General features: G+C 68.6%; 12 protein-coding genes and 3 pseudogenes. 6 read left to right on the top strand and 9 right to left on the bottom strand.

Going from position 1 to position 15,787, the window contains the following annotated elements; translation table 11 throughout:
* Positions 1–134: 134 nt before the first annotated feature.
* The 3 genes and pseudogenes from ABT115_RS14250 to ABT115_RS14240 form a co-directional block, all read right to left on the bottom strand.
* Positions 135–2,894 (bottom strand): alkaline phosphatase family protein, encoded by a 2,760-nt coding sequence (locus ABT115_RS14250; protein ID WP_351788420.1) that lies wholly within the window; start codon positions 2,892–2,894, stop codon positions 135–137.
* A gap of 4 nt (positions 2,895–2,898) precedes the next feature.
* A pseudogene (locus tag ABT115_RS14245) lies at positions 2,899–3,254 on the bottom strand (ABC transporter permease); the annotation flags it as partial.
* A gap of 2 nt (positions 3,255–3,256) precedes the next feature.
* Positions 3,257–3,397 (bottom strand): annotated as a pseudogene (locus tag ABT115_RS14240) (ATP-binding cassette domain-containing protein); the annotation flags it as partial.
* A gap of 290 nt (positions 3,398–3,687) precedes the next feature.
* Here ABT115_RS14240 and ABT115_RS14235 point away from each other — a divergent pair.
* A pseudogene (locus ABT115_RS14235) lies at positions 3,688–3,783 on the top strand (IS5/IS1182 family transposase); the annotation flags it as partial.
* Between the two features lie 11 nt (positions 3,784–3,794).
* On the opposite strand, the gene ABT115_RS14230 reads toward ABT115_RS14235, so the two are convergent.
* Positions 3,795–4,673 carry an alpha/beta fold hydrolase gene (locus tag ABT115_RS14230; RefSeq protein WP_351788417.1) on the bottom strand — a complete coding sequence of 293 codons (879 nt, stop codon included), beginning with the start codon at positions 4,671–4,673 and terminating at the stop codon, positions 3,795–3,797.
* A gap of 112 nt (positions 4,674–4,785) precedes the next feature.
* On the opposite strand from ABT115_RS14230, the gene ABT115_RS14225 reads away from it, so the two are divergent.
* Complete coding sequence (locus ABT115_RS14225) at positions 4,786–6,726, top strand: AfsR/SARP family transcriptional regulator (RefSeq protein ID WP_351788414.1); 1,941 nt, start codon at positions 4,786–4,788, stop codon at positions 6,724–6,726.
* Between the two features lie 260 nt (positions 6,727–6,986).
* Entirely contained in the window at positions 6,987–7,559 is a 573-nt protein-coding gene (locus ABT115_RS14220) for a cob(I)yrinic acid a,c-diamide adenosyltransferase (RefSeq protein ID WP_351788411.1), read from the top strand.
* Positions 7,560–7,619: 60 nt separating this feature from the next.
* On the opposite strand, the gene ABT115_RS14215 is transcribed toward ABT115_RS14220, so the two are convergent.
* A complete protein-coding gene (locus ABT115_RS14215; RefSeq protein ID WP_351788408.1) occupies positions 7,620–8,162 on the bottom strand; it encodes a hypothetical protein in 543 nt (180 codons plus the stop codon).
* Between the two features lie 151 nt (positions 8,163–8,313).
* Here ABT115_RS14215 and ABT115_RS14210 point away from each other — a divergent pair, with 151 nt between their 5' ends.
* The 3 genes from ABT115_RS14210 to ABT115_RS14200 all read left to right on the top strand — a co-directional run bounded on the left by ABT115_RS14210 (position 8,314) and on the right by ABT115_RS14200 (position 12,246).
* Positions 8,314–9,510 (top strand): sensor histidine kinase, encoded by a 1,197-nt coding sequence (locus ABT115_RS14210; protein WP_351788568.1) that lies wholly within the window; start codon positions 8,314–8,316, stop codon positions 9,508–9,510.
* The gene (locus tag ABT115_RS14205; protein ID WP_351788405.1) at positions 9,507–10,157 is read left to right on the top strand and encodes a response regulator; all 651 of its coding nucleotides are present in this window, start codon (positions 9,507–9,509) and stop codon (positions 10,155–10,157) included. Before ABT115_RS14210 ends, ABT115_RS14205 begins: the two co-directional genes overlap by 4 nt.
* Positions 10,158–10,371: 214 nt before the next feature.
* The gene (locus ABT115_RS14200; protein ID WP_351788402.1) at positions 10,372–12,246 is read left to right on the top strand and encodes a glycosyl hydrolase family 18 protein; all 1,875 of its coding nucleotides are present in this window, start codon (positions 10,372–10,374) and stop codon (positions 12,244–12,246) included.
* 116 nt (positions 12,247–12,362) lie between these two features.
* Here the strand turns inward: ABT115_RS14200 and ABT115_RS14195 are convergent, their stop codons facing one another.
* The 4 genes from ABT115_RS14195 to ABT115_RS14180 form a co-directional block, all read right to left on the bottom strand.
* On the bottom strand, positions 12,363–12,809 hold the full coding sequence (locus tag ABT115_RS14195) for a DUF2550 domain-containing protein (protein WP_351788565.1): 447 nt from the start codon (positions 12,807–12,809) through the stop codon (positions 12,363–12,365).
* A 135-nt stretch (positions 12,810–12,944) separates the two neighbouring features.
* Positions 12,945–13,319 carry a F0F1 ATP synthase subunit epsilon gene (locus ABT115_RS14190; RefSeq protein WP_351788398.1) on the bottom strand — a complete coding sequence of 125 codons (375 nt, stop codon included), beginning with the start codon at positions 13,317–13,319 and terminating at the stop codon, positions 12,945–12,947.
* A 110-nt stretch (positions 13,320–13,429) separates the two neighbouring features.
* Positions 13,430–14,872: a F0F1 ATP synthase subunit beta gene (gene atpD, locus ABT115_RS14185; protein ID WP_351788395.1), complete on the bottom strand. Its 1,443-nt coding sequence runs from the start codon at positions 14,870–14,872 to the stop codon at positions 13,430–13,432.
* On the bottom strand, positions 14,872–15,786 hold the full coding sequence (locus tag ABT115_RS14180; RefSeq protein ID WP_351788392.1) for a F0F1 ATP synthase subunit gamma: 915 nt from the start codon (positions 15,784–15,786) through the stop codon (positions 14,872–14,874). The genes atpD and ABT115_RS14180 overlap by 1 nt, the downstream gene beginning before the upstream one ends.
* Position 15,787: the final 1 nt, after the last annotated feature.

Genomic DNA, 15,787 nt, shown 5'->3' with positions numbered 1-15,787 from the left:
TACAAACGCGCCGTGTGAAGGGATACGGGCAGACGTTGGCCCGGGTATGGTCCGGGATCTCGGGAGGGGGTGACCCGACCGACCACGGCCCGGGCCGTTTTACCGGCAGCCGCCTCTCAGACTGCCGTCAGACGTCAGCCGTCGGACTCCGACGACGGGATGTAGGCGCCCGGCACGTCCTCGGGCGCGAAGATCTTGTCCTCGCCGGGGTACGGCTTCTTCCACTCGTGCGTCTCGTACCACGTGAAGTGGTTCATCTGCGCGGGGTTCGCGTAGTCGAGCACGGCGTTGGGTCCGGTCAGCCGCTGCTTCGACTTCCACTTCTCCCACTCTGCCGCGACCGCCTGCTTGTCCGCCGGCACCGTTGCAGACATGGGCGCGGGCGCCGCCTTGGTGTCCTGCGGCGCCGGGATGTCCGCGCCGCAGGAGGGCAGAGGCTTCATGCCTTGGGTCAGCGAGACCCGATTGGGCAGCGCATTGAACGGCGTGAAGTCCGGGTTCTGTTTGAACGCCCCACGCATCGGGCTGGCCGCGCTGTCCTTCTGGTTCATCGGCTGGATCCCGAGGATCTGCTCGATGGTCCGGATCATCGTGATCTGGGAGTAGTAGTGGCTGTCGACCTTGTCGTGCTGGGCCCAGGGGCTGATGATCTGGATCGGGGCACGGTGGCCGTCGACGTGGTCGAGGCCGGCCTGCGCGTCGTCCTCGACAACGAAGATCGCCGACTCCTTCCAGTACTCGCTGTGCGAGATCGTGTCGACCATCCTGCCGACCGCGAGGTCGTTGTCCGCGACCGCGGCTGCCGCGCTCGACGGACCACCAGTGTGGTTGTTCGGGAGCGCTATCAGGTTCAGGTTCGCCGGACCGTTCTTCTCGAAGTCCTGCTTCCAGACTTGGTACTTGTAGACGTCCGGGACGCTGATGTCGGACGCATTCGGGTAGCCGGGCACCGCCACCTTGTTGAGCGACGGGATCGCCGAGCCCCCTCGAATGGAGTAGGCGCTCGGCTGCCCGGTCGCGTCCATCTTCTTGGCGTCGCAGTACAGGTTCTGCCAGGACGCGCCGGACGGCTTGCTTTGGAACGACTGGAACTCGCCGAAGTCCTTGACGGACTGCCCAGCCGCCTGCGCACCGGTCCAGATGAAGCCGGACTTCTGGTGGCCGAGAACGTCGTTCTCGGAAGCGTAGCTGCGCTTGTAGTCACCGGCCTGGGACTCGGTGTACTCCGGGGTGTCGGCCTGCATCAGCCAGCTGTGACCCTCGGCTGAGTTCGTGCCGATGTCGTACGTGTTGTCATACAGCCCGAACTGCCGAGCCAACTCGTGCTGGTTCGGCGTCACGTTCTCGCCGAACTGCGCCAGCGACGGGTCGCCATTGCCCTGCGGCATGTCACCGAAGACCTGGTCGTAGGTCCGGTTCTCCTTGATGACCAGGTAGACGTACTTGATCGTCGAGGGGTCGCCGAGCCGCAGCGGGACCGGCGCCGGCTTCGCGTCGCCCTTGCCCTCGGTCAGCGTGACCGCGCCGCCGTTCCAGCCGTTTTGCTTGAAAACCTTGCCGGTCTCGGACTTGATGACGTCGTCGTCCGGCAGCGTGAACCGCGTCAGGCTCGACGTCAGGTCGTAGGTGCTGTACCCGCCCGGACGTCCGGGGCGACGGGCGTCGATACCACGAGTGTTGGAGACCACCACCTCGTTGCCGACGGTGGTGATCTCCGCGGGGAAGTAGTCCGTCGGGAGCAGGCCGACGTAGCTGACCGGCTCCTGCGGGGAGGTGTACCGGTAGACAGCGACGGCGTTGGCGCGGCCGAGCGTCACTAGCAGGTGACCGTCGTCGGTGAGCGTCACCGCGTTGGGCTCGTAGCCCGCCGACGCCTGCGGCCACGGCTGGGTAGCGATGGTCTGCACGACCTGGTCGCTGGCGGTGTCGATGACCGACACGTCGTCGTCGGCGGTGTTGGTGACGAACACCGCCCCGTCCTTGGCGTACACCGCGGTCGGGTGCAGACCGACATCGATGCTCCCGACGGCGGCGGACGGGTCCGCCAGGTTGATGACGCTGACCGTGCCGGTGGTGGAGGCACCGGTGTCAGGGTTGGCCGGCACCTGGGTGCCGTAGGAGTTCATCGTGGTCTCGCCGGGCTTCGCTGGACGCCCGCCCTCGTTGCTGACGTAGAGATTGTCGCCGACCATGGCCATACCACGGGGAGCGATGCCCACGGCCCAGCTCTGCTGGATGGCCCCGGTCGCCGCGTCGATGGCGACCACCCGGTTCTGGCCGTTGACCGCGGAGTACACGGTGGAGCCGTCGGCCGAGAACACCGGCTCACCCACCAGCGCACGCTTGGACCCGTCCGCCGGGATCTTGATGGTCACCGGGTTGGAGAGGGTGCCGTCCGGGTTCACGGTGAACTTGGTGTAGCCGTCGGTCTGGCCCAACCACAGCTGCGAACCGTCGGGCGAGTACGTGGGGCCTTCCTGGCCCACGGAGTTGCTGCCGATGCGCAGATCCGCCGACGCGTTGTTGCCGACGCGCTGCTGCACCTTCCAGTTCTTCAGGTCCACGATGGCGAGCGCCATTCCACTGGAGGCGAGCGAGGCCGCGACGTGGGTGCCGTCCGGGCTGACCGAGGACGACATGATCTTGCCGTCGTTGATGACGAGGCGCTCGCCGAACGGGTTGATGTACTGGTTGTCGGAGACGACCTGGCCGTCAGCGGTGACCTGGCCGACCTGCTGGGTGCCGAACTGGTGCGTCTGGGCAACAGCGGTGCCCGTGACGGCGAGGGCGACAGCGATGCCCGCCGTTACCAGAGTGGTCCGGCGGCCGACGCGCCTACCGAAAAGGCTGATCTGTGCCTTCTCGGTAATCCGACGCTGCCGTGTTACCTGCATGGAATTATCCCTTCGGGGTGGTGTCGAGCAGTTCGACATTGCCGTCGAACTGCCAAAGCGGGTTCGGTGCGTCTCCGGTCGGGGTCCGCACCGGGAAGTAGCCGTTCACTTCCTTCGGTCCGTCGCCATCGGCCACGAACCGCCCGTCTGAGGCGACGTCAAGCTGGTAGATGGCCGTCCCTGCGGCCTCGAAGCCGGGGAGATGCCAAGTGACGACGCAACGCCAGTCGTTGCCCGCCCCGCCCCATGCGGGGCGACCTGGCCGCCGCTCTTGTTGCACGCCGCCGTGACCCGCAGGTGCGCCTCGGTGACGGCGGGGCGGTTGAGCTGCTGGGTCTGCAAGCGGTAGAGGTGAGCGAACGCGTCGTCTTGCCCGCACCGTTCGGTCCGACCAAGCCGTGGATCTGCCCCTGCGCCACATCCAGATCGATGCCGTCGAGTGCAACGACGTCGCCGAAACACTTGGTGATCCCGCGAGCCCGGACTGCGAGGTGTGGGTCCATGAGTCCCTTCTTCCGATAGCCACAGGAAACTTAGATGTGGCACGCAACGTTTTGCAGCGACAGCCGGTTAAACGTTCGAGGAACGGGCGACGACCGGCATCCGCCGCGCCGATACCTCGACCAGCACCTTTTCGATGGCCGGATCGCCGCAGAGCCCACCTGACCATCGAACACTTGCGATCGCGAACGGCGCCGCCGGAACCTGATCACGACGACGCGTCGGCAAGTCCGTGTGGACGAAGTAGCCAGCGCCGAGCCAGACTTGGACAACACCAGACGCATCTGTACTCGGCTGCTCTTACGAGGCCGTCGCTGACACGGCCTGCTCGGCCACCACGATCCGAAACCGCCGCGACGAGTGGATACGACTCGGCGTTTTCGCCCGGCAGCAGGAGGCTCAACGGGCCAGCAGGCCCTGGATCGCCGCCGCGATCTCGTCGGGTGCCTCTTCGGCCATGAAGTGCCCGGCGCTGGTCAGCCGGTGGTCCAGGTCCGGCGCCCACGCCTTCCACACCCCGGCAGCGTCGTAGCCGAGCTGCGCGCCCCAGTCCTGCTGGACGACCGTCACGGGCATGGCCAGTTGCGACCCGGCGTCCAGGTCCGCCTGGTCGTGCATGACGTCGATGTCCGCCGAGGCCCGGTAGTCCGCGACGATCGACGTCACCGCCGCGGCGCTCGCGCGCAGGTATTCGGCACGCACATCCTCGGGCGTGGCGGTCGGGTCGTTGGCCCAGGCGTCGAGGAACGAGCCGAAGAACGCGTCCGCGCTGCCTGCGATCATCGCCTCCGGCAGGCCCGGCGGCTGCGCCATCAGGAAGAGGTGGTAGCCGACCGCCGCCGAGGCGCCATGCAGGACGTTCCACATGTCGAGCGTCGGCACGATGTCGAGGATGCCCAGGTGCGTGATGGTCTCAGGGTGGTCCAACCCCGCCCGGAAGGCGACCAGGGCGCCTCGGTCGTGGCCGACGAGGGCAAAGCGCTCGTGGCCGAGCGCCGCCGCCAGGGTCACGACGTCGGCGGCCATGGTGCGCTTGGCGTACACATCGGGGTCGGTGGCCGTCGGCTTGTCGCTGGCGCCGTAGCCCCGCAGGTCAGGACAGATCACCGTGTGCTCGTCGGCGAGCCGCTCGGCGACGTGTCGCCACATCAGGTGGGTCTGGGGAAAGCCGTGCAACAGCACGACCGGGCTGCCGCTGCCGCCGACAGCGGCAGCCAGCTCCACATCGTCCGCACCAGGCAGGCGGACGTGATCGAAGCCAGGAATGGTGAGCGTCATGAGGGACCACCCTTTCGGGTCGGGGACTTGACCGGATCAGCTTGGGCGACGGCGATCAGCAGCCGATCAGTACGGTTGGGCGCAGCCGGCCCCTGGCACGGAGGATGAGGGCATGCGAATCGACGTGCTCGGTGTGGTGCGGGCCCTCCTCCGCGACGACGGCAGCCCGGTTGACCTGGGCGGACCCCGCCATCGTGAGGTACTCGCCCGGCTCGTCGCCGCTGAGGGACGGATGGTCACCACCGACACCCTTGTCGATGACCTGTGGACCGATCCGCCTGCCCGCGCCGTGGGTGCTTTGCGTACGTTCGTCGCCGCGCTGCGCCGCGCCCTTGAACCCGACCGGCCACCCCGCAATCCGCCGCGCGTCATCGTCACCGAAGGTCCCGGCTACGCGCTGCGCCTGCCGCGCGAGGACGTGGACGTCCATCGGTTCCAGGACATCCTGGCCCGAACCCGCCGCAACCCCGACGCGGTGACCGACCTCGGCGCGGCACTCGCGACCTGGCGCGGATCCGCCTACGCCGATGTGACCGGCTCCGCATGGGCGCAGCGCGAGCGGTCCCGGCTGGAGGAATTGAGGTTGGAGGGGGTGGAACTGCGCGCCCGCATCCTCCTCGGCTCCGGGGGAGGGGCCGATCTCGTCGCCGAACTGGGTGCCCATGTCGCCGAACACCCGTGGCGTGAGCCGGCCTGGGGGCTGCTTGCCCGCGCGCTGTACCGCGCGGGCCGCCAGGTCGACGCGCTGGCCACCCTCCGCCGCGCCCGCGCGATGCTCGTTGACCAACTCGGACTCGACCCCGGTGCCGACTTTCAGCGCCTGGAGATGGACATCCTCAACGGGTCCGCGCCCCTCGAAGGCGCGCGTACCGCGTGGACTGGCCATGGTGTCCGGCTCGGCCCGCGCACCACCGTGGATCTGGCCCGCACCCTCGCACTGGCGGGTGGCGACGCCCTCGTCCACTCTCGGCGCGACCGCCTCGCCGCCGTCCAGGCGGCGGAACGCACGGGAGACCTCTCCCTGACCGCCCGGATCATCGGCGCCTACGACGTGCCCGCCATCTGGAGCCGGGCCGACGACCCCGAGCAGTCCCGCGCCGTCGTCGCGGCTGCCGAGCGCACGCTCACCGGGCTAGGCCCAGACGGCCCCGCCGACCTTCTCGCCCGCCTTCTGGCCACGGTCGCCGTCGAGAGCCGCAGCGCCGATCTGTCCGGGAACGAGCTGAAGCACGCGCAGCAGGCGGCGCGTCAGGCCGAGGCACTGGCACGGGAGCTGGCCGATCCCGCCCTGCTGGCCTTCGCCCTCAACGGGGTGTTCCTGCAGTCCTTCACCCGCCCCGGGCTCGCGGCGGCACGGGACCAGATCGGCGCCGAGATCCTCGACCTGGCCACCCGGCACGAGCTGCCGAACTTCGCCGTACTCGGCCGACTCGTCCGCCTGCAATCCGCCTCGGCCCTCGGCGACCTCGACGCCGCGACCTCGCACGCCAATGCAGCCGACCAACTCGCCGCCACCACCGAGGCACCCCTCGTCTCCGTCCTCACTGGGTGGTTCAGGGCCCGGGCCACGGCCGCCCGCAGCGCCGAACCCGGCGGACCGACCGCCGCCACGGCAGCAGCGCACTACCGCGCCGCCGAGAACGCCCTCCGGACGGCCGGGATGCCGGGGCTGCACCGCGGCCTGTTCCCGCTCGCCCTACTGGGACTGCGCCTGATGCACGACCGGCCAGCGCCCACCGACCCGCACCTCGACTGGGGCCCGTACCGGCCCTGGACGCGCCCCCTCGTGCTGCTCGCGCAGGACCGGGGCGAGGAGGCCCGTACCGCCCTCGCTGCGGTGCACGAACCACCGCGTGACCACATGCAGGAGGCCATGTGGTGCCTGATCGCCCGCGCCGCCGTACGCCTCGGCGAGCGCGGAATCGCCGCGCACGCTGCGGGTGCCCTGCGTGATGCCTGTGCAGAACACGCCGGCGCCGCTAGCGGAATGCTGACCCTGGGCCCGGTGGCGCGGTACCTGGCAGAGGCGGAGGCATGCGCCGGAGCGGGGTAAGCGACCGCAATCCGCGCCAAGCGCTTCTTCCCAGCACTGGAGAAGGAGACGGGCGTCGCGTTCCCCGCCTACGGCGGATTCTGCGAGCACCTCGCCTCACCGCCCGGCTACCGTCCACCCCCCGCCGGGCCGTCGACCGCGGCCGGTCCTGGAGCGCAACATCTGACATGGCCGGACCATGATCCTTCTCACCGGGATTTCCTGTACCCCAACTACTCACACCCGAACACGCCCTACGGGACAGCCCTTAGGCTGGTCACATGGTCAATCTGACACGTATCTACACCCGCACCGGCGATCAGGGCACCACCTCCCTCGGCGATATGAGCCGGACCGCCAAGACTGACCTGCGGATCTCCGCGTACGCCGACACCAATGAGGCAAATGCCGTCATCGGTACGGCGATCGCGCTCGGGCAGCTCTCCGAGGATGTCGTCAAGGTCCTTGCCCGCGTGCAGAACGACCTGTTCGACGTGGGTGCGGATCTGTCGACCCCGGTCGTCGAGGATCCGAAGTATCCGCCGCTGCGCGTCGAGCAGAGTTACATCGACAAGCTGGAGGCTGACTGCGACCACTTCCTTGAGCAGCTGGAGAAGCTGCGCAGCTTCATCCTGCCGGGCGGCACGCCGGGGGCGGCGCTGCTGCACCAGGCGTGCACGGTGGTCCGGCGTGCGGAGCGGTCCACGTGGGCGGCGCTGGAGGTGCACGGCGAGGTGATGAACGCGCTGACGGCGACGTATCTCAACCGTCTCTCCGACCTGCTGTTCATCCTCGCGAGGACGGCGAACAAGGAGGTCGGCGACGTGCTGTGGGTACCGGGCGGCGAACGGTAGCGACTGAGCCCCTATCGCCGCACGGGCTTGGGTTTCAGGCCCGTGCGGCGATTGCGGGCACTAGGACGCCCCCGGTGACCGTTTCGGGAACACCGTGTAGCTCCCCGCGATGACCACGTTGATCCCGATCACGAACAGCATCTTCTGCTGCCACGACTGCAGCGACGTCACGTCCCCGTCCTTGCCCACGTACCAGATCGCCGCCTGCAGCAGCGCCAGCGCTGTCACGGCCGCGACCGTCCACCGCGCCGCGACCCGCCATTCGTGCGCCGCGCGCTCCATGCCGTACTTCGGCGGCTTCACCGGCGGTGGGCCGCCCGCGAAGCGGTGGGCGACCCGGGCGTCGACCCAGCGGATCGTGGAGTGGCCGAGCCCCACTGTGAAGCCGATATAGACCGCGGCGAGACCGTGCTTCCAGTCGGGCTCGGCCCCGTTCTTCAGGTCGATGGCCGTCACCACCAGCAGCACGACCTCCAGCAGCGGCTCGCACAGCAGCACTGCCGCACCCAGCCGCGGCTTCTTCGCCGGGTACCGCAGCGCGAGCCCCGCAGCCAGCAGTACCCAGAAGGCGACTTCGCAGAGCACGATCAGCGTGACGATCACGGCACTTCCCCTTTCCGTCCGCTCCAGTCTTCCGGCCGAGGTAGCCGGAATCGTCGTCGGCAGTGACGAACCGTGCCTGCATACTTCGATGTACTCGTACCTCGCCGCCAGTACGGAGGTTTGGAGGGAAGCCGCCGTGTTGGATAGGAGGGTGCTCCCCTACGCCCGCCCTCACCGCCACGACCTGCTCATCGCTGCCAGCGGTCTCTTCGGCGGTCTGTTCCTGTGGATGCTCGGGCTGCACATGCAGGACAACCGGACCTTCGTCGCCCCCTGGATCTGCCTGTTGCCGCTCGCCGTCGTCTCGGCGCTCGAGCTGGTACGCAGGACCGCCCCGCAGACGGCGCTGATCCTCGGCACTCTCGCACTGGTCGCGGACCAGTTCACGGTCGGCAATCTGGCGACGTTCCTGATGTTCACCGATCTCATGTACGCAGCCGTGTTGTACGGGACACCGGCCGCCGCCCGCCGTATCCCGGTGACCACGTTCCTGATCACGGTGGCGGTCACGATCGGGTTCCTGGCGTGGTTCCGCACTCCGCAGGCGCTGCTCATCGGCGTCGTCACCGCAATGGTCTCGTTCCTGCCCGCCATCACCGGGGTCAGTGTCCGCAACCACCGCGACGCCGCCGAGACCGCCAGGCTGCGCGCCGATCAGATCGCGCTGCTGGCCGGGATGGACCGTGCCCAGGCGGTGACCGCCGAGCGCACCCGGATGGCCCGCGAGCTGCACGACATGGTGGCGAACCATCTCTCCGCGATCGCCATCCACTCCACCGCCGCCCTCTCCATCGACGACCCCGACACCTCGCACGATGCGCTGGGGGTGATCCGGGAGAACAGCGTCGACGCCCTCGCCGAGATGCGCCGGCTGATCGGGCTGCTGCGCACCGGCGGCGCCGACCCGGAGCCGAGCGCCTCGCCGACGCTCGCCTCGCTGGACGCACTGGTCGAGCAGACCCGTACGAACGCCGCCTCGAGCGGACTGACCTGCACCTTCGAGGACGCCCGCAGCGAGCAGGGCCCACTTCCGGCGCCGGTCGAGCTGGCCACCTACCGGATCGTCCAGGAGTCCCTGACGAACGCGCTCAAGCACGCCGTGCCCGGCCCGGTCGTGGTGCGGCTCGGGCGGGCCGGGCAGCTGCTCACGGTGGAGGTCAGCAGTGTGTTCGGCGACCGTCCCGGTCCGCGCGCACCCGGGTCGGGGGCCGGCCTGGTGGGGATGCGGGAGAGAGTGGCGCTGCTGGGCGGAGAGATCGAGGCGGGTCCGGTGAGCGCCGGCAACGGAACGAAGATCTGGCGGGTGCGGGCCGAACTGCCCGTGGAGGAAGGGACCGTGAGGGCGTGACCATCCGGGTTGTGGTCGCAGAGGACCAGTCGGCCGTCCGTGCGGGGCTGGTGCTCATTCTGCGCAGCGCGCCGGACATCGAGGTCGTCGGCGAGGCCGGGGACGGCGAGGAGGCGGTACGCCTGGCCCGCGAACTGCGGCCGGACCTTGTGCTGATGGACATTCAGATGCCGTGCCTGGACGGGGTGTCGGCGACCCGTCAAGTGGTGGCCGAGAAGCTCGCGGATGTGCTGGTGCTGACGACGTTCGATCTGGACGAGTACGTCTTCGGAGCTCTGCGGGCGGGGGCTGCGGGCTTCCTGCTGAAGAACACCGATGCGCACGACCTGCTCGAAGCGGTGCGTACGGTGGCGCGCGGCGAGGGGATGATCGCCCCGGCCGTGACGCGCCGCCTGATCGCGGAGTTCGCCGGTGCCTCCGCCGTTCGGCGGGCGAACACGCCCGATCCGGCAGTGCTCGACGCGCTCACCCGGCGCGAGCGAGAGGTGCTGAGCTGTCTCGGCGCCGGGCTGTCGAATGCCGAGATCGCGGTCCGGCTCTCGATGGCCGAGGCGACAGTGAAGACGCATGTCAGCAGGCTGCTGGGCAAACTGGAGCTGCGCAGCCGCGTCCAGGCGGCGGTTCTGGCACAGGAGTTGAGCATCTGAGGTTCAGGCCGACCGGCATATGCAGGCCGACCGGCATATGGGGGAACGGTCTCAGCTCCGAACCTTGGCCTGAACCTCTTGACGATTGGTCCAGACCTTCCTAGTCTCACCGAGCACTGCGGTGAGTGCGCCGTGTCAGGGCGTGCTCAGGGCGGCGCAGGGTTTGCAGTCCACGGACCACCCCGTTTGTCCGGACCTCACCCGAGGAGCACCGTTGAGCGCTGAAACCCCCCTACGCCGGGCCCGATTCAGACTCGGGACCGGAAGAGCCACCAGATCCAGAGCGGTCGCGGGCCTGACCGCACTGCTCCTTCCGCTCGCCGCGATGGTCGGCCTGGCCTCCCCCGCCGAAGCCGCCACCTCGGCAACCGCCACGTATCTCAAGAAGTCCGACTGGGGCACCGGCTTCGAGGGCCAGTGGACGGTGAAGAACACCGGCACCACCGCCCTCTCCTCCTGGACCATCGAGTGGGACTTCCCCTCCGGCACGTCGGTCACGTCCGCGTGGGACGCCACCGTCACCAGCTCCGGAACCCACTGGACCGCCAAGAACGCCGGCTGGAACGGTTCGGTCGCCCCCGGCGCCAGCGTCAGCTTCGGCTTCAACGGCGCCGGCCCCGGCGCCCCCACCGGCTGCAAGCTGAACGGCGCCTCCTGCGACGGCGGCAGCGTGCCCGGCGACAACGCCCCCTCGGCGCCGGGCACGCCCACCGCGAGCTCCATCACCGACACCTCCGCCAAGCTGAGCTGGACCGCGGCGACCGACGACCACGGCATCAAGAACTACGACGTCCTGCGCGACGGCGCCGTCGTCGCCACGGTCACCGGTACGACGTACACCAACACCGGTCTCACCGCGGGCACCGACTACTCGTACACCGTGCAGGCCCGTGACACCGCTGACCAGACCGGTCCGGTCAGCGGCGCGGTCAAGGTCCACACCACCGGTGGCGGCAACCCCGACCCGGGCACCGGAGGCAAGGTCAACCTCGGCTACTTCACCGACTGGGGCGTCTACGGCCGGAATTACCACGTCAAGAACCTGGACACCTCGGGTTCGGCCGCGAAGATCACGCACATCAACTACGCCTTCGGCAATGTGACCGGCGGCAAGTGCGCGATCGGTGACGCCTACGCCGACTACGACATGGCGTACACCGCCGACAAGTCCGTCGATGGCGTCGCCGACACCTGGGACCAGCCGCTGCGCGGCAGCTTCAACCAGCTGCGCAAGCTCAAGGCGAAGTACCCGGGCATCAAGGTCCTGTGGTCCTTCGGCGGCTGGACCTGGTCCGGCGGCTTCGGTGAGGCTGCGAAGAACCCGGCCGCGTTCGCCCAGTCCTGCTACAACCTGGTCGAGGACCCCCGCTGGGCCGATGTCTTCGACGGCATCGACATCGACTGGGAGTACCCCAACGCCTGCGGTCTGACCTGTGACACCAGCGGACCGGCCGCCCTGAAGGGCATCACCTCCGCGCTGCGCACGAAGTTCGGCAGCAACAACCTGGTGACGGCCGCCATCACCGCCGACGCCTCCCCCGGCGGCAAGATCGACGCCACCGACTACGCCGGCGCCGCCCAGTCCCTGGACTGGTACAACGTGATGACGTACGACTTCTTCGGCGCCTGGGAGGCGAAGGGGCCGACCGCCCCGCACTCCCCGCTCACCTCCTACAGCGGCATCCCGCAAGCCGGCTTCAACTCCGCCGACGCCATCGCCAAACTGAAGGCCCAGGGCGTCCCCGCCTCAAAGCTGCTGCTCGGCATCGGCTTCTACGGCCGTGGCTGGACGGGTGTCACCCAGGACGCGCCCGGCGGCACCGCCACCGGAGCGGCCCCCGGCACCTACGAGGCGGGCATCGAGGACTACAAGGTCCTGAAGACCAGCTGCCCCGCGACCGGCACCGTCGCCGGTACGGCGTACGCGCGCTGCGGCACCAACTGGTGGAGCTACGACACCCCGGCCACCATCGGGTCCAAGATGACCTGGGCGAAGGGCCAGGGCCTCAAAGGCGCGTTCTTCTGGGAATTCAGCGGTGACACCACCAACGGTGAACTCGTCAGCGCGATCAACAACGGTCTGAAGTAAGAGCTACCCGGTACCGCGCGCAACCTCGAAAAGCAGCCGGGGAGACAGGTCCGTCCCCTGTCTTCCCGGTTCTTCGTTCGCTGCTCCACGGGACTGAGGCCGCGTCGTGCAGCCTCTCAGGCCACGTTCACCCTCTGGCCTGGCGGAGCCGCCTCCAGCCAGGCGAGGAACCCGGTCAGCGCGTCCTCGCTCATGGCCAGCTCCAGGCGGGTCCCACGATGGACACAGCCGAGCACCACGGCGTCGGACAGGAGCGCCAGCTCCTCCTCGCCCTCGGGCAGCCGACGGGCGACCACCTCGATCGCGGAACGCTCCAGGCCCCGGCGCGGGCGGGGAGCGTACGAGAAGACTCGAAACCAGTCGATCCGGTCGCCGCTGTACCGGGCGACCCCGTACACCCAGCCCTTGCCGGAGAGGTCGGGCTCCTCCGGCACGTTCCATCGCAGGCTGCAGTCGAAGGTCCCTCCGGAGCGCTGAATCAGCCGCCGGCGCAGACCGAAGACGAAGAGACCAACCACGACCAGTGCGACGACCAGCCCGCCCACCCGCAGCGCGAGGAACATCTCCACCGACCTCCTCGCGTCGTCGAGTAACGGATACCGCCAGAACCGCACCTGCATCGCCTCAGCCGCGGCACGGTCTGGAGTGGTCTCCAGCTCGGGCCGCGGCTGAGGGTAAAGCTACGTTGTCGCGGGACGCTAGCGCACCGCCACCGCACGCAGTCGCACTTCGGCGCGCCGCTCGGAGGCGGCGTCCGTGTCCGACTTCGCACGCTCCAGCGCACGCTCGGCGCGCTGGACATCGATCTCGTCCGCCAGCTCCGCCATCTCCGCGAGCATCGAGAGCTTGTCGTCCGCGAACGAGATGAAACCGCCGTGCACAGCGGCGACCACGGTCCCGCCGCCACTCGTACGGATCGTCACCGGGCCCGATTCCAGCACACCCAGAAGCGGCTGGTGACCGGGCATGACGCCGATGTCGCCGGACGTGGTGCGCGCGACGACCAGGGTGGCCTCGCCGGACCAGACACTGCGGTCCGCGGCGACCAGCTCGACGTGCAGCTCAGCAGCCAAGGGTGGCTCCTCGGGTCACCACCCGGCCGTTCGAGCCGGGTGTTGGGTCAATTCTACGGGGCGTGGTGAGGGGGACGGGACGCACCCGTCCCCCTCGGTGAGCCATGGGCTCAGGAGACGCCGAGCTCCTTGGCGTTGGCCTTGAGGTCCTCGATGCCACCGCACATGAAGAACGCCTGCTCGGGGAAGTGGTCGTACTCACCGTCGCAGATCGCGTTGAACGCGGCGATCGACTCGTCGAGCGGAACGTCCGAACCGTCCACGCCGGTGAACTGCTTGGCGACGTGGGTGTTCTGGGACAGGAAGCGCTCGACACGACGGGCACGGTGGACAACGAGCTTGTCCTCCTCGCCCAGCTCGTCGATACCGAGGATCGCGATGATGTCCTGGAGGTCCTTGTACTTCTGGAGGATCCCCTTGACACGCATGGCCGCCGCGTAGTGGTCCTGCGCGATGTAGCGCGGGTCCAGGATCCGGGACGTGGAGTCCAGCGGGTCCACGGCCGGGTAGATGCCCTTCTCGGAGATCGGACGGGAGAGAACCGTCGTCGCGTCGAGGTGGGCGAAGGTGGTGGCCGGGGCCGGGTCGGTCAGGTCGTCCGCGGGGACGTAGATCGCCTGCATCGAGGTGATCGAGTGACCACGGGTCGACGTGATGCGCTCCTGCAGCAGACCCATCTCGTCGGCCAGGTTCGGCTGGTAACCCACTGCGGACGGCATACGGCCGAGCAGCGTGGAAACCTCGGAGCCGGCCTGGGTGTACCGGAAGATGTTGTCGATGAAGAAGAGCACGTCCTGCTTCTGCACATCGCGGAAGTACTCCGCCATGGTCAGACCGGCCAGCGCGACACGAAGGCGCGTGCCCGGCGGCTCGTCCATCTGGCCGAAGACAAGCGCCGTCTTGTCGATGACGCCCGAGTCGGCCATTTCCTCGATGAGGTCGTTGCCCTCACGGGTACGCTCACCGACGCCCGCGAACACCGACACACCGTCGTGGTTGTTGGCCACGCGGTAGATCATTTCCTGGATCAGAACGGTCTTGCCGACACCGGCACCACCGAACAGACCGATCTTTCCACCCTTGACGTACGGGGTGAGAAGGTCGATGACCTTGACGCCGGTCTCGAACATCTCGGTCTTGGACTCGAGCTGGTCGAAGTTGGGCGCCTTGCGGTGGATCGGCCAGCGCTCGGTGACCTCGGCCTCGGCCTCGGGCTTGTTCAGGATCTCACCGAGGGTGTTGAACACCTTTCCCTTGGTGATCTCGCCGACCGGCACCGTGATGCCGGTACCCGTGTCGGTCACCGGGGCCTGGCGGACCAGACCGTCGGTGGGCTGCATCGAGATCGCCCGGACCAGGCCCTCGCCGAGGTGCTGCGCGACCTCGAGGGTCAGCTTCTTGAGCTTGCCCTCCTCGGCCGGGTCGGCGACCTCGACGGTCAGCGCGTTGTAGATCTCCGGCATCGCGTCGACGGGGAACTCCACGTCGACGACCGGGCCGATGACCCGGGCGACGCGGCCCGTGGCAACGGCCGTCTCAACTGTCGTCGTCATTACTTGTCACTCCCCGCGGTCGCGTCGGCCAGCGCACTTGCACCACCGACGATCTCGCTGATTTCCTGGGTGATTTCGGCCTGGCGGGCCGCGTTGGCAAGCCGGGAGAGGCTCTTGATGAGCTCACCGGCGTTGTCGGTGGCCGACTTCATCGCGCGGCGGCGGGCGGCGTGCTCGGAAGCAGCCGACTGAAGCAGCGCGTTGTAGATCCGGCTCTCGACGTACCGCGGAAGCAGGGCGTCGAGGACGTCCTCCGCCGACGGCTCGAAGTCGAACAGAGGCAGGATCTCGCCCTTGCCGTCCTCGTCCTTCGCAGCACCGAGGCTGAGCGGCAGCATCCGGTCGTCCACCGGGTTCTGCGTCATCATCGACACGAACTCCGTGAAGACGATGTGGAGCTCGTCCACGCCGCCCTCAGCGGTCTCCTTGCTGACCGACTCGATCAGCGGAGCCGCGGCCCGCTTGGCATCCGCGTACGTGGGGCTGTCGGTGAAGCCCGTCCACGACTCCTCGATCTTGCGCTCGCGGAATCCGTAGTAGGCGACACCCTTGCGGCCGATCACATAAGTGACGACCTCCTTGCCCTCACCGCGCAGCCGCTCGGTCAGTCGCTCCGCGGCCTTGATGGCGTTGGAGGAGTAACCGCCGGCCAGACCACGGTCGCTCGTGATGAGCAGGACCGCGGCCCGCGCCGGAGCGTCGGCCTCGGTGGTGAGCGGGTGCTTGGTGGTGGAGCCGGTTGCCACCGCGGTCACCGCACGGGTGAGCTCGGTCGCGTACGGCGTCGACGCCGCCACCTTGCGCTGCGCCTTGACGATGCGCGAAGCGGCGATCATCTCCATCGCCTTGGTGATCTTCTTGGTGGCGGTGACGGAGCGGATGCGGCGCTTGTAAACGCGAAGCTGAGCGCCCATC

This window comes from Streptomyces sp. NPDC001832, assembly GCF_040297265.1.
Lineage (GTDB): Bacteria > Actinomycetota > Actinomycetes > Streptomycetales > Streptomycetaceae > Streptomyces.
Note: the sequence above shows the minus strand (reverse complement) of the source record. Positions and strands in the feature narration are given on the sequence as shown.

What these genes read in the sequence shown, in the direction of transcription:
- ABT115_RS14250 (WP_351788420.1), bottom strand. Translation starts at nt 2,894, where the DNA reads ATGCAGGTAACACGGCAGCGTCGGATTACCGAGAAGGCACAGATCAGC.
- ABT115_RS14230 (WP_351788417.1), bottom strand. Translation starts at nt 4,673, where the DNA reads ATGACGCTCACCATTCCTGGCTTCGATCACGTCCGCCTGCCTGGTGCG.
- ABT115_RS14225 (WP_351788414.1), top strand. Translation starts at nt 4,786, where the DNA reads ATGCGAATCGACGTGCTCGGTGTGGTGCGGGCCCTCCTCCGCGACGAC.
- ABT115_RS14220 (WP_351788411.1), top strand. Translation starts at nt 6,987, where the DNA reads ATGGTCAATCTGACACGTATCTACACCCGCACCGGCGATCAGGGCACC.
- ABT115_RS14195 (WP_351788565.1), bottom strand. Translation starts at nt 12,809, where the DNA reads ATGTTCCTCGCGCTGCGGGTGGGCGGGCTGGTCGTCGCACTGGTCGTG.
- atpD (WP_351788395.1), bottom strand. Translation starts at nt 14,872, where the DNA reads ATGACGACGACAGTTGAGACGGCCGTTGCCACGGGCCGCGTCGCCCGG.
- ABT115_RS14180 (WP_351788392.1), bottom strand. Translation starts at nt 15,786, where the DNA reads ATGGGCGCTCAGCTTCGCGTTTACAAGCGCCGCATCCGCTCCGTCACC.